We start from the raw sequence: 13,564 nt of genomic DNA, 5'->3' as shown, positions 1-13,564 counted from the left end.
AGGCCGATAAATCAGACTCAAATCTCCATATCGTCATCCTCGCGGCGCGGGCGCGGGTGACCGAGACTAACCTGAACCCGGGAATGTCCGGCGGGACGTCCGCCGGACATTCCTCAGAGAAGCCCTTCAAAGACCAGTGAGACGCCGTCGCCCAGGTCCGCGATGTCGCCGTTGCGCAGGAGGACCTGCTCGCCCTGGTCCAGACGCCGCGGGACCTGCCCCTCTCGGACCAGCACAGTGCCATTGGTGGCCTCGAGGTCGACCAGCAGCACGTCCCAGCCTTCGAGGCGGACCTCCACATGAGAGCGGGAGATGTCGCCTTTGCCACTGTCCACCTGGACCAGTCGGGGCATCACGCCACCCAGGACCCGAGAGACGGAGGGATGGCGGCCGATGACCAGCGAATGGTCCAGGTCGAGCACCTCTCCGGTGGAGATGTGCATGCGTCCCAGCCGCGGCCTGCCCACCTCACGCGGTTCCGAATCGATGGCGGCGCCGCAATCGGAGCAGTGGGAACGGCTCGGCGGGTTGGCATGACCGGCCGGACACAGCCTCGCCAGCACCATGGGCCCGGTGGCCGGGCGCGACTCCAGCGGCGCGGTCGCCGGCCCTGCCCCGGCGCCGGAGGCGCCATTTTCGGCGCCGCTACCACTGCCATCGCTGCCGGTGAATTCGTTGGCCATCACCGTCCGGCCGTCGAGCTCCGATTCTACGGAGCCGTCGGCGTCAGTGTCATTGAAGTCATGGTCATTGGTGCCGTGGGCGGTGCCGTCGGAGTTGTCGGCGGCCGTTTGAGAGGCGGCCGGAGCGCGTTCGGCGCTGCCGTCACCCCCCGGCACCGGGTCCGTGAGGAGGCTCGACGGCGGCTGCCACGCGGGTGCCGCCTTCCCACCGGGTGCCTCCCCGCCAGATGCCTCCCCTCCGGGTGCGGTCTCGCCGCCAAGGGCGTCCCCGCCAGGTGCGTCGCCGCCTGCCACCGCTCCGTCCTGGGCCTCCTGTTCTTCCCACTCCGATCCGGCAGCAGGCTGTTCACCTCCAGGCTGTTCAACGGACGGGCGTCCAATCGCGGGGGGCAGTTGTGGCTGCGGCGGAATGTTGGCGGCTACCGGGCCACGCGCATCCTTGGGAACATCATGGCCGTTCCCGTCATACCTGCCGGCCTCGTCTTCGACCGAGTGCGGTTCGGTGGCCCCCAAGAGGCTGTCTTCGTTGGCGGGGGCGCCGCCTGCCGGTCCGGCTGCGTCGTCAAATGCCGCAGTGCTTTCGGAACCTCTGACGTCCCCGGCGCCGGACTCAAGCTGGACGTCGTCGTGGCCGCCCCAAGTGCCGGCGTCCGTGACTGCATCGTGAACGTCGCCATGGGGTTCATCGGCTTCGACGCGAAAGTCATCGTGGAGTCCATCGGTTTCGTCGTGGATGGCAGGGTGGTCGGAGCCGGAAGGCTCGTCCAGCTCCGCGCTCCACTCCGCGTCCGCGGCCATGGCAAAGCCCGCGTAGTCGTCGTCGTCAGGGTGGGCGCCCGCACCTTCAACGCCCACAGCCGCATGGTCCAGTGAATCGATCCCGTCCACAGGTTCATCGCCCGCTTCCTCGTCGCCGGCGTCGTCCGCTGCGCCTGTGCCGCGGACGGCGTCCGCTTCGTCCCCGACAGCTTCGCGGTCGCCTGTCGGTTCCGCCAGGCCAGCAGCCGCAACGGATCCGAGGCCGCCCGCGGGGCTGCCGAAGGGTGTGCCGGGCAGGGCCGCGTCCAGCGGTGGCACGGCGGACGCCTCGGGGGCGGCGGAGTCCATGCCGGTGGGCGCCACTGCCACTGCCAAGGCGGCCTCATCGGGGCCCGCATCATTGGCGGCCTGAATCGGCGCCCCTTCGTCGGAGCCGCTCACAGCGCCTGTCCCGGCCGGCACGCCGCGCCGCAGCTCCGACATCAGCACCACGGCCTCACCCACGGGCAGGCCGGGCGCGGCGCCTTCCTCCGGCAGCCCGCCGTCGAGCGTCAACACCAGCGAGTCGGGCAGCGCCAGGGAGCGCTCGCTCCACGTGGTGACGTCGCGGCCGGAGACTCCGTCTTGCGCGCCACCCGTCTCCACGGCCAGCGACATTCCGCCGCGCAGGATGACGTGCAGGCGGTCGCTGGCAACGAGGATGCCGAAGGGCGGCATGCCCGTCAGGTCGGTGCCAAAGATTTCCGTCACGGCGCTGAGCACGCCGTGGATGGTGGGAGTGGTGCCGCCAAGGTACTCCCAAAGCTTGCCGACGGCGGCGGGATCGGTTCCTGCTTCCAGCACGATGACGGCGCCCGAGCGCACAATGCCAAGCCAATGGCCGGTCCGGTAGGTGGTGTCAGCCATGGTTCTCCTCATGCGGGGTGGTCTTCTGGGCGCCTGCGTGCGCGGCGGTGCCTTCGCCGAGGCTGGCATCGACCACCACCAGCGTGACGTTGTCGCGGCCGCCGGAGCGCAGCGCGGCCTGAATCAGCGAATCCACCACATCCTGCGGGCGGTCCAGGGCGCTCAACGCGCGGCGGATCCCTTCGTCGTCGACCTCTCCGGTGAGGCCGTCGGAGCAGACCAGGATCCGGTCGCCGTCTTCGACAGGGAGCAGCCAGTAGTCGGCTTCGGTGTCCGGGCCGGTTCCGAGGGCGCGCGTCACCACGTGGCGCCGCGGATGGACCAGTGCCTCGGCGGGCGTGATGAATCCGCCGTCCACCAGTTCCTGGACCTCCGAGTGGTCCACGCTGATCTGGCTAAAACGACCTTGGCTCAACCGGTAGGTGCGTGAATCACCCACGTTGAACACCAGCCAGTACGGCACCCCGCGCTCCTCGACCAGGACAACACCAGTGACCGTGGTCCCGGCCCGGGCCTGGGAAAGTTCCCGGATCCTGGCATCCGCCTGCCGCAGGGCCAGTTGCACGTCCACGGCCGTGGCGCTGCGGGATCCCGCGGCGAGCACCTCCTGCTGGCTGAGCACGCTGATGCATTCGCGGCTGGCCACTTCGCCGGCCTCATGGCCGCCCATGCCGTCGGCCACAGCAAAAATGGGGTCGGCCGCCAGGAACGCGTCCTCGTTCAGCTCGCGTCGCAGTCCGCGGTCGGTGCCGAAGGCATAGCTGAGCGTCACGCCTTGGGGCCAGTCCGACGTCGACCCCTCCCCTGGCTGCGCGTCCGGCACGCCGCCATCGGCCGGCACACCGCGGTCGGCTCCGTCTGCCGTAGCCGCTGCGCTCACGCCCGACCCACTTGGAAGGAGCGGTCGCCGAAGTGCACTGTGGCGCCAATCCCGGCCCGCGCGGCCATGTCACCCCTGAGTGTGGAGGGGCGTCCTGCGGTGTTGGCGACGGCGCTGCCGTAGGTGGAATTCCTGTCCGTCACCCACAGGCCTTCTTCGGAGGGACGGCCAGGCAGGTGCGTCTTCGACACGGACCTGCCGGCGTCCCGGACGGAGACGAGGTGTTCAATCATCTCCCCATCGTATCCGGCGGGGTTGCGGCCAAATAAATGCCACTGCTCGAACGCCCCCTGCGCTGCCGCCGTCAAAGGACACGCGCAGGCGCGTGCCTGCGGTGGCAGGCCTGATGCAGGTGGCGCCCCGGTCGTCGGCGTCCGGCACCACGGAAGTGGCGGCAGGGCTGCCGGGGCCCGTCGGGGCGCTGCTGCGTCCAGTACAACAAGCTTGGCCGGCCGGTTACTCCGGTGGGTTTTGATGCAGACACAGGATGTTGCCGTCAGGATCCTTGAACCAGGCAGCCTTTTCCGCCCCCACGATGCAAACATGGTCCGTGGTCTTCAAATCCGGAAGGTCGTAGTCCTCAAACGCCACGCCGCGGGTGCCCAGGTCTCCAATCGCCGCCGTAATGTCCGGCACTTCGAAACTCATCGCCGTATGCGCGGAGGGCTTCGCTTCAGGGTCTTCCATGAGGGCGAGCGTCGCCGAGCCCTCAAGACCAAAAATCAGGTTGCCGTCGGCCGATTGCCCACGAAATTCCAGGCCGAGGGCGTCGGCATAATATGTTCTGGCCCGGGCGGCGTCCGTGACCGGAAGAATGGTTGTTGCCGGGCTGGATGAAAGGGACATTGCCACCATCTCCTTGGGAAAGTGTGTGATCAATTTTACGCCGGAGCGTCGGAGATGCACGGCTTTTCCGGTCCGTGCAGGCGGTCCGGGCGGACCGCCTGCGGTTACGGACCGTTTCAGGTCTCGGGCACCCAGGACGGGGCAGGGACTCCGGCCCCGGTGAGGGCATCGCAGCGGATAAATTGAGTGCCGATTCGGGTCAATGGGCACAGCTGACCGGTTAGCACCGGCGCCAATCCCCCCGACGTTCCCGGATCCTGTATGGCAACGGCAGGGGCCGGGACGGCGAAGGCCAGAAGCAGGGCGGCGGCGGCAAGTCCCGCCCACCGCGGTGCAGGATGTGAAGCATACATGCTCTTGCCTTTCCTTGGATATGAATCTGATGTCTCCACCCTCCTCCCCGGACCCGCCGGCGGCATCCGGAACCGACCCTCAGAAATTCACGAAAAACCCTGAGATTCCGCGCCCGCCGCGCTCGGCGGTGCGAAGCTTGTAGCGTGGGAGAAAACAGGGGTGCCGACGGCGCTGACATTGTGGGGCGGGCAAAGGAGTTGGGCGCCCTTGCCGGGTTCCTGGCCAGCGCGGCTGCCGGCACGGCCGGGACCCTGGTGGTCTCCGGGGATGCCGGCGTCGGGAAGACCGCCTTGGTGCAGCACGCCTGCAATGCCCCCGGCCTCGCGGCCTGGATCTTCGCCGGTGCCTGCCTGCCGCTGGCCTCGATGACTGTCCCGTTTCTGGCGTTGCGATCGGCCTTGCGCAGCGCTCCCAGGTTTGACGGCGATGCGCGCCCGACGCTGCCAAAAGCCGGCGAAGCGCCACACAACGTTCCCGTCGCGATTGACGGCTGGCTTGAAGAGCTCTGCCAGCGCCGGCCGGTGGTCCTGGTCATTGACGACCTGCAGTGGGCGGACCAAAGCACCTTGGATGTGCTCATGTACCTCATCGCCGGCCCGCCCAGCCGGCGCCTGGCCATCATCGCCACCCTGCGCACCGGCGAGGTTGCCGAAGACCACCCGCTGCATCGCTGGCTCGCCGACATCCGGCGCCTGCCCCGCATTGACTGGCTGGGACTCGGACCCCTGGACCGCCTGGACACCGAGGCCCAGATGGCGCGCCTCCTGGGCGCCCCTCCGCACCAGTCCCTGCTTCAGGAAGTCTTCACACACACTGCGGGAAACGCCTATCTCAACCGGCTGGTCGTTGCGGGCCTGGAACCTTCAGCGCGCCATTTGCCGGCCGAGCTGCCCTCCGACCTCAAGGCGGCTGTCCTGCGCTCCTGGCGCAGCCTGTCCGCGGGGTCGCGGCGGCTCACACAGCTCATGGCGGTGGGCGGCCGTCCCTTGCGGGCGGAGGACCTCGGCGCCGTCGCACGGCCGGATGGCGGGCGCGACGGCGTCCTGGTGCTTATGCACGAGGCGGCCGATGCGGGCATCGTTGAATGCAGCCTGGACGGGACGCACTGGTGGTTCCACCATCCGCTGCTCGCCGAGGTCCTTGAGCAGCGCCTGGACGCGGACGAGCGCATGCGTTGGCATGCCGCCTTTGCCGCCCATGAGGAGAACACGCTGGCCGGTCACGAAGCGACGGATTTTCAGTCGCTGGCCGCATTGGCAGACCACCATTACGCGTCCGGCCACGCCGGGGACGCCTACCGGTGGGCCCTGCGTGCCTCGGCTGCCGCGGGGCATGCAGGCGGAACGGCCGAGATGCTGCGCCTGCTTCGACGCGCGGTGGCCCTGCGCAGCGGTCTTCCCGACGCAGCGGAGAGCCAGCAGGAGCTGTGGTCCAGGCTGCGCGCTGCCGCCGAGGAGACAGGCTCCATGGACGAAGAACTGGAGGCTGTGGAGGCATTGTTGGGCGGGACCGGGATCGGCGAACGGCCACTGGATGCCGCGGAACTGCTGGTGCGGCGCGCGCACCTGCGCTTTTCCATGGGGCGTTCCTTCATGGCCATCGAGGAGATGCGCGCGGCGGTCCGGCTCGCCGCCGTCGAGCCGGAAAGCTGGCAGCATGCGCTTGCACTCGCCGAACTGGCCCATGTCGGCGTGTGGAACGACGAGGCCGAGGCGGAAAGCCACGCCGCGCGTGCCCTCACCATTGCCCGGGCTGCCGGGAATCCCCGCGCGCTGTCCTATGCGCTGACGGCGAATGCCATGGTCGCCGTGGTCGGCAGCCGCGCGCAGGCGGCACGGACACTGGCGGCCGAGGCCGTAGCCGCGGCCGCGGAGGCCCGCGAATTCTGGGCCTTCGTCCACGCCACGATGTGGCTGGCCAACGCCACGCAGACGTGGACCAGTCAGCAGTTTGCTGATCTCATGCGCGCAGGGAGACAGCAGCTGGTCAGGCTCGGGGCGCCGCACGTGTACATCGCCAAAATGGCAGCCGCGGAGGCCGAAAGTTATCTCGCCGTCGGCCGTTGGCAGGAATGCGGGCAGGCGCTTCGCATAGCGCTTGGTTCGGATCCCGGCACAATGGGCGACGTCGCCGCCCGCCTCACGGCGGCCCGGCTCGCAGCCTGTCAGGGACGGAGGGATGAGGCACGGGCCCACCTTGCACGCGCCGAGGAACTGTACGCACAAAAGTCCGAGTTCATCAACCTTGGCTTCGATGCGATCCGCGCCGAGGTCGCCCTGGCTGTGGGGAACCCGGAGGCGGCGTACGAAGCGGCCATGACGGGGGCGACCGCGGGAGGGCTCGCGCCGACCATGTGCGAGTGGCTTATCCCACTTGCAGCCCATTCCCTCGCCGATCAGATACGGGTGGCCAGGGATGAGGGGACACCCACCGCCGCCCTGACAGAGATGACCGACCAACTGGTGCAGCGGTTCCCGGCCACGCTCCGGGACCAAGGTGAAGCGACCGAGCTCCACACCCTTCAAATTGCTGCGCTTAACCTTCTGTACGCAGCCGAAGTGGGCCGGGCCCGTGAGAGTGCAGGCAATGCCAAGGACTGGATCCGGGCGGCTGACGCCTGCGGGGCGGCAACCTTGCGCTGGGAGGAGGCCTATTCCTGCCGGCGGGCGGTGGAGTCACTGCTGCTGCACGGTCACACCCAGCGCGGCTTGGCTGCATCCGTTCTCCGCCGCGGCATGGCCCTCGCCGAAGAACTCCAGGCCGGGCCCATCCTGGAACATCTACGCGAACTCGCCACACGCGCCCGCATCGACATGGCCCGTCAAGTCGTCGGTCCAGCGGTCGGCGATTCGACAGGTGCCCACGCCGAGCTCCCTGGGCTCACCCCGCGGGAGCGCGAGATTCTCGAATATGTCGTGGCAGGGCGCACATACGCGGAGATTGCCGGGGCGTTGGTGATCAGTGAAAAGACCGTAAGTACGCACATCTCCAACCTGCTGCGCAAGACGGGTGCCGCCAACCGCCTTGACCTGTCCCGGCTCGCAACCCGCCACGCAGCTGTCTCCGAAGGATTGAAACCGGATCAGAAGTAAGGGACCCGGGTGTTACCGGTCCCCGAGCCCAAGGTAATGAGGGTGGCGGAGACACGGTTTCCGGCCGCACCCGCCTGCAGCGCCCGCTTGCGGCGGGGCGCCCGCTTGCAGCGGGGTTCAGCCCCGCAGCACGGGGAAGAAGTCCGCCACGGCTTCCATCGTGCTCAGGTCCTGGGTGGTCCGGCCCAGGACGAAGATCGCCCGCTTGCGCCGGTTGGGGACCACATGTCCGCCACCCACCACCGTGTACAGGGTCACGGGGAGGCGGCGTTCCTGCGTGTAACGCCGTACCCGCACCGATGTGCGTCCGCTCTCGGCCCGATGCGGCAGCACGGTTTCCACCGGCGGTTCCGTGATGCCATTGCGGTCAGCAAAATACTGTGCCGTGTCCGGTGCGGACGGCCCGGGGTTGCGGGCCCACCGGCCCCACAGGGTGCCTTCGCCACGATACGGCACCACGCGGTCGCGCGTTCCGTGGATCAGCAGCACGGGCAGCGGGAGCGACCGGTCGGCAAAGGCAAGCCCGCCGGGGCGTGGCAGCGTGGCACTGATGATCGCCGCGCCGTCGAGCTTGTCCGGAATTTCATGGATCAGCCGGATCACCATCTGCCCGCCGTTGGAGTAGCCGGCCGCAATCACGGGGACAGGTCCGTAGAGGGCGTGGAAGTGGTCAGCCAGGGCCGTCATGAACGCGACGTCGTCCACCGTGTGGACGTCCCGGGCTGCATGGTTCCACGCCCTCTTCAAGCCGTCCGGATACACCACCGCCACGCGGCCTCCCGCCGCCAGTGTGTCAAAACTCTGCCCGCTGAAGGCCCTCACCGCAAGGCCCGTCTGGCTTGAGCCGTGGAGCACCAGCAGCACGGCCGACGGCGTTTCCACGGCACCGTCCGAGGTCCCCACAGCCGTCCAAAAGGTGCGCTCACGTCCGTCCACGGTGATCATCTGGCTGCTGATCCGGGTATCCCACCGGGGCTGCGTGCGCGATCTCATCGCCGCCTACTTGGCCCGGACGGTGGGACTTGGCATGGTGGAGACCTCTTCCTTGATGAGCTTTTCCAGCTGCGCCTGCAAGTACCGCTGGCCCGCCACGGACGGGTGTTCCCCGTCCGGACCCACCAGCTCGGCGACCTGCCCGATGAACCAGCCCTGCCCGATCGGGTCAACGAAGAGGGCGGCGGACGCTGACGCCGCCCGTTCCAGCGCGTCCCGGACGGTGAGCCGGGCGGCCTCGGGTTGCGTCGTGTAGGCCTGGGGTCCCACCACCAGCAGCACCGCGTGGGGCGATTTTGCCTTGGCCGCTTCAAAGGCCTTGCCGGCCGCTGCAGTGATGGCCGCCTGTGATGCCCCCATGTCGTTGTCGGAGCCGAAGAACACCACCAGCTGCGTGTCCGCGGTGACCGTCTGGGCCACCTGGGTACCAAAAGTGGAGCCGTTGTCGCCGACGGCGACATAGCCGCTGCCGTTTTGGGAGCCGTTGACCACGTCGAAGTCGTCGTCGGGGTCGAGCGGGGCGGCGCTGATCAGGCTGGGCCAGGCCTCCGCGGGGGTGGACCCCATCCCGGTGCTGAGGGAGTCGCCGATCACCACCACCTTGTGCGGTTCGGCCTGGGCGGTGTGGCCGGCTCCGGCCGACGGTGTCGCCGCAGCATGGGCCGTGCTGGTCGCGGCCGAGGGGGCTGCGCCGGAATCGGCGCCACCGGGGGTCACGACGCCTTGGCAGCCCGACAACGCGAACATGGCCACAATGGCCAGCCACGTCACCACCGCCCAGCTGCCACGGCCGACGCGAATTTGCGCGCTCCTGCGCATCCCTGCCCGCCCTTCTGCCGGCCGTTGATCCCATAGCGCGGTGAGGAGTGAGAATCCCACACCGGCAGAGTGTTCTTCGAACGCAAGCGTACGCGGGGCACCTTGGCGTTTCCCGAAGAGGGCATCCCGGCGGCGCGTAGGTTAGGGTTGGCGCATGCGACGGCTTCTGGATGAGGCGGGCGGGCATCACGGTGCACCACCCTCTCCGGGGCTACCCCGGAGGACGAAGACTGGCCTCCAGCAAGCGCCTCGGGCGCCACTCTGCGCTCCGCGCAGCCGCGCGCCCGAACAGACAGACAGGTCATCCACGGGGCCGTCGCACCCATGATCCCCGCAGGTCAGGCCGTCGCGCCCGCGGCCGCCGTGCTGGCACGCTCCTCCCGGCCCACCCCTGACGCGCTCGCATCAGCCCTGTCCCACGCATTTCTCGCCGCCGATGACTGGTCCAAGCCGGCCCTCATGACGGCGGGAACAGGTATCTTGGGTGCACGACGTCGTTGGCTGGGTCCGTTGGCCACGCACGTTCTGCGCAGCTACCACCGGCCCCCGACAGACGCACCGCGCGAGCTGGCCGCCGTCGTGCTTGGGTCCGAGGCGTTCGGCGAGGCACTCGAAAAGGCCGCAAGGCAGCGCAGGCCCATCACTCTGGTGCGCTACGCTGCCGAGCCGGCCGTGGCCCGGGCGGCACGGGTCCCCAGGCTGGACACCTTGGCTGAACTGGCGGAAGTTCTGGACCTCAGCGTGGGCGAGCTGGAGTGGTTCTCCGACCCCGGGCAGTGGAACCGGACCGCCTCAAGCCGGCGGCTACAGCACTACCGCTACCAGTGGCGCAGCAGGCCCGGGCGGGTGCCGCGGCTGCTCGAGATCCCGCTTCCACGGTTGCGCGGGCTCCAGCGAACGGTCCTGCGCGAACTGCTGTCGCCTATCCCGCTGCACGATGCCGCCCATGGCTTTGTGTCCGGCCGGAGTGCTGTCAGCGGGGCGGCCCTGCATGCGGGAACGGAGGTGGTCGTCAACCTCGACCTGGCCGCGTTCTTTGCGCACGTGTCACCGGGCCGGGTGTACGGGGTGCTGCGGCAGGCCGGTTTTACTGAGGCGGTGGCACACCGGCTGACGGGACTGTGCACGCATGCCGTGCCGGTGGGCGTGATCGCGGAGATGCCGCCCGGAGGAGAGCCCGGGGACCGCTTCGCCCTGCGCAAGGCGCTTGCGACGGCGCACCTCCCCCAGGGCGCACCCACTGCGCCCATGCTGGCCAACCTGGCTCTCCGGCGCCTGGACTCCAGGCTGTCCGGCTGGGCTGGGGCGTTCGACGCCGTCTACACCCGCTACGCCGACGACCTCGCCTTCAGCGGTGGCACGGAACTTTCCAGGCGCGCGGACGCATTTGTGCGCGGCGCGGCCCGGATTGTGGCCGACGAGGGCCATTCGCTGAACCGCCTGAAGACCAGGGTCCACCGTGCCGGTGTCAGGCAGAGCGTGACCGGCGTGGTGGTGAACACGCGCACGAATGTGGCGCGTCCGGAATTCGACCGGTTGAAGGCCGTGCTGCACAACTGTTTGCTTCTTGGACCCGAAGGCCAGAACCGGGACGGCCATGACGACTTCCGGGCGCACCTGCTGGGCCGAATCGCATGGGTGACCAGCGTCAATCCCGACCGCGGCGCCAAGCTGCGCGCTGTGTTCGACGCCATCAGCTGGTAGGCCCGCCCGGCGGTCGGGCCTGGCGAAGCCCGTTGGTGTTGCGTGTCGGTGGTGGTTGGGCCTGTGGTGCCCTTGGGGGTTGAGGGCTTGGGTTTAGTGTTCGGGGAGGGTGAGGCCGTGGTGGTAGGGGTTGCGGAGGTCGCGGCGGTTGGGGTCGGTGCCGTGGGTGGGGGTGTAGTGGGGGATGCCGTTGAGGAGGCGGACGCTCCAGTGGCCTTGGTGGATCAGGGTGTGGTGGTATTCGCAGGCCAGGGCGCCGTTTTCGATGCTGGTTTCCCCGCCGTCCTGCCAGGGGATGATGTGGTGTGCGTCGCACCAGCGGGCGGGGCGGGTGCAGTGGGGGAAGGTGCAGCCGATGTCGCGGGCGATGAGGAGTTTGCGTTGGGTGTGGGTGAAGAGGCGTTGGGTGCGTCCGACGTTGAGGATTTTTTGGCCGTCGCCGAGGATCATGGTGGTGACGTCGGCGTCGCAGAGTTTGGTGTCGAAGAGGGAGAGGTTGCTGGGTCCGGTGTAGGGCAGGAAGGCGATGCCGCCGCCTTTGCCTTGGGTGCGGCTGGCTTGGAGGTCGGCTTCGGTGGTGGAGATGATCAGTTGGGGTTTCATGCCGCCGTTGAGGGGCAGCAGTTCGGTGCGGGCGGCGAGGTGGAGGCAGTCGATCATGCCGTCGAGGAGTTTTTGGGCGTGGGTGCGTTTGTCGGCCACGGCGGGGTCGGTGTTGGTCGGGTCGATGGGGTCCAGTCCGGGCAGGTCGATGTCGGAGCCGGGTTCGGGGATCTGGATTCCGTGGACCAGGTGTGGCCAGGGCGGTTCGGTCCCGGATCTGTCGGGGGCGCCGCGCTCGGTGGGGTCAAGGCCGGGAGTGGCCCAAAACTGTGCCCCGCCCTCCCTTCCGACATCGTCAGGGCTGCTGCCGCCAGCGGTGATGGTGGGCGTGTCGGTGCCGTGGGTCGTGGTGGCTGCGGGTTGGGGTTGCCAGCCGAGTCCTGCCGGCGGGGGTGATGCCGGGAAGATGAAACTGATGCCGGCGTCTTTGCCGTCGCTCGTGGCCTCGCCATCCGTGGCGGCGTCATCCTGGGCGGCGCCATCCTGGGCCGCGTCGTTGTTGCCGGGGACGGTTCCTCCGGTGTCGCCATCGGTGGTGGCGGCCTTGCCGTCATTAGCCGTGGTGGCGGCGGGTTGGGCCCAGTCAGGGGCGGGGCCTTGGGGTGGTGGCCAGGAGTTGTCCGCGCCGGCGCCGGGGGCGGGGCTTGCCGGGGCCGGTGGCTGGGCTCGTCCCGGCAGCTGTGCTGGTTCGGACGGTTGGGCTGGTCCCGGCGGTTGGGCTGGTCCCGTCAGCTGGGCTGGTCCGGGCGGCTGGGCTGGTGGCGGTGTCGGGGTGGCGGGTGTGGGGGCGGTTCCGGTGGCGGTGGCTGCGTGGAGGAGGTCCATGAGGTTCATTTGGCCCGGCAGTATGTCGCCGGAGCCGGAGCCGGAGCCGTTGTCATGGTTGTTGCCGTTGTCATGGTTGTTGCCGTTGCCGGTGCCGTTGGGGTTGATGGTGTTGATGTCTTTGTGGGGGGCGGGGTTGGTGGAGTGGCCGATGTAGGCCATGATGCTTTCGTATTGGGCGATGGTGGCGTGGCCGGTGATTTTGATCAGGCCGCGGTAGGCGCGGTGGAAGCGGATGCCTTGTTTGGCGATCAGTTCGCCCTCGGTGGGTTTGTCGCCGTCGGGGTCGATGATGTTGATGGCGCGGGTGCCGATGCGGCGCAGGAAGTCCGGGTTTTGGGTTTGGGCGTGTGTGGTCATGGTGGTTTCGAGCTCGCGGGCTTTTTCGGCGGTGGTGCGTCCGGCGTGGGCGAGGTGGGCGGCGTCGGCGGTGTAGTGGGAGGCGGTCAGGGCTTGTTCGGCGGTGGTGGTGCCGGTAAAGAACGCGGTGGCCAGGACGGGCTGGTCGCAGGGGGTGGTGACGGTGGTGAGGGGGTCCGTGGCGGGCAGGAAGTGCTGGGCGAGGTTGAGGCGGCGGCCGGCTTCGGCGCGGCTGAGGAGCAGGGCGTCGGTGAGGACGTCGGCGGGGGATTTGTGTCCCTCCCGCAGGTAGCGGCCCTCGTGGGTGCGGGTGGCGATGGTCCCGGCGGCCTGGACCTGCAGGGCCTGGACGTACCGGCTGAGCTGTTCAACGGTCCGGCCCCAGGCGATCAGTTCGGCATCGCCGAGGGACTCCAGGCTCACGCCCAGCGGGGCCGGGACCACCGGATCACTGGGAGCACCGGAACCGCCGGCGGCAGTGGCTGCCGCCGATCCAGAAGCCGCGGCGGTGGATGCGGCGGTGGATGCGGCGGTGGCGGCTGCCGTCAGGGACGCGGCAAGGGTGATCAGCTGGTGGATGTGTCCACCAGCGGTCCTTGTCCCTGTCGGGGTGCCGGTCTGTCCCGGCACCCTTGCCGTTGCTTCCATACGCACAACACTACCGACGGGCACCGACATTATCAGAAAACATATTCGGGATGTGGAGAACTTCTAGAACAAGACATTCTGTGGAGGCGACA

At 68.8% G+C, this 13,564-nt stretch carries 9 protein-coding genes; 2 read left to right on the top strand and 7 right to left on the bottom strand.

Annotated features, from left to right (window positions below):
* Nucleotides 1-113 precede the first annotated feature (113 nt).
* The 4 genes from DMB86_RS20935 to DMB86_RS07435 form a co-directional block, all read right to left on the bottom strand.
* Nucleotides 114-2,348: an FHA domain-containing protein gene (locus DMB86_RS20935; RefSeq protein ID WP_227878656.1), complete on the bottom strand. Its 2,235-nt coding sequence runs from the start codon at nt 2,346-2,348 to the stop codon at nt 114-116.
* Nucleotides 2,341-3,171, bottom strand: coding sequence for a PP2C family protein-serine/threonine phosphatase (locus DMB86_RS07445; RefSeq protein ID WP_113719405.1), 831 nt, complete (start codon nt 3,169-3,171; stop codon nt 2,341-2,343). The genes DMB86_RS20935 and DMB86_RS07445 overlap by 8 nt, the downstream gene beginning before the upstream one ends.
* Before the next feature lie 53 nt (nt 3,172-3,224).
* Nucleotides 3,225-3,461 carry a hypothetical protein gene (locus tag DMB86_RS07440; RefSeq protein ID WP_113717220.1) on the bottom strand — a complete coding sequence of 79 codons (237 nt, stop codon included), beginning with the start codon at nt 3,459-3,461 and terminating at the stop codon, nt 3,225-3,227.
* A 223-nt stretch (nt 3,462-3,684) separates the two neighbouring features.
* On the bottom strand, nt 3,685-4,074 hold the full coding sequence (locus tag DMB86_RS07435; protein ID WP_113717219.1) for a VOC family protein: 390 nt from the start codon (nt 4,072-4,074) through the stop codon (nt 3,685-3,687).
* A gap of 497 nt (nt 4,075-4,571) precedes the next feature.
* On the opposite strand from DMB86_RS07435, the gene DMB86_RS21450 reads away from it, so the two are divergent.
* Nucleotides 4,572-7,520, top strand: a complete 2,949-nt coding sequence (locus tag DMB86_RS21450; protein ID WP_113717217.1) for a helix-turn-helix transcriptional regulator — start codon at nt 4,572-4,574, stop codon at nt 7,518-7,520.
* A gap of 117 nt (nt 7,521-7,637) precedes the next feature.
* Here DMB86_RS21450 and DMB86_RS07420 read toward each other — a convergent pair whose 3' ends face one another.
* Together DMB86_RS07420 and DMB86_RS07415 are read right to left on the bottom strand one after the other, a co-directional pair.
* Nucleotides 7,638-8,513: a CE1 family esterase gene (locus DMB86_RS07420; protein ID WP_113717216.1), complete on the bottom strand. Its 876-nt coding sequence runs from the start codon at nt 8,511-8,513 to the stop codon at nt 7,638-7,640.
* Between the two features lie 6 nt (nt 8,514-8,519).
* Nucleotides 8,520-9,332, bottom strand: a complete 813-nt coding sequence (locus DMB86_RS07415) for an SGNH/GDSL hydrolase family protein (RefSeq protein WP_113717215.1) — start codon at nt 9,330-9,332, stop codon at nt 8,520-8,522.
* Between the two features lie 324 nt (nt 9,333-9,656).
* Between DMB86_RS07415 and DMB86_RS07410 the strand changes: the two genes are divergently transcribed.
* Entirely contained in the window at nt 9,657-11,036 is a 1,380-nt protein-coding gene (locus DMB86_RS07410; RefSeq protein ID WP_113717214.1) for a reverse transcriptase family protein, read from the top strand.
* Nucleotides 11,037-11,129: 93 nt separating this feature from the next.
* Here the strand turns inward: DMB86_RS07410 and DMB86_RS07405 are convergent, their stop codons facing one another.
* Nucleotides 11,130-13,472: an HNH endonuclease signature motif containing protein gene (locus DMB86_RS07405; protein ID WP_171814411.1), complete on the bottom strand. Its 2,343-nt coding sequence runs from the start codon at nt 13,470-13,472 to the stop codon at nt 11,130-11,132.
* Nucleotides 13,473-13,564 lie beyond the last annotated feature (92 nt).

Origin of the sequence: Arthrobacter dokdonellae (assembly GCF_003268655.1) — a bacterium.
Classification (GTDB): domain Bacteria; phylum Actinomycetota; class Actinomycetes; order Actinomycetales; family Micrococcaceae; genus Specibacter; species Specibacter dokdonellae.
The sequence above is the reverse complement of the archived record's forward strand: the minus strand, read 5'-3'. Positions and strand labels throughout refer to the sequence as shown.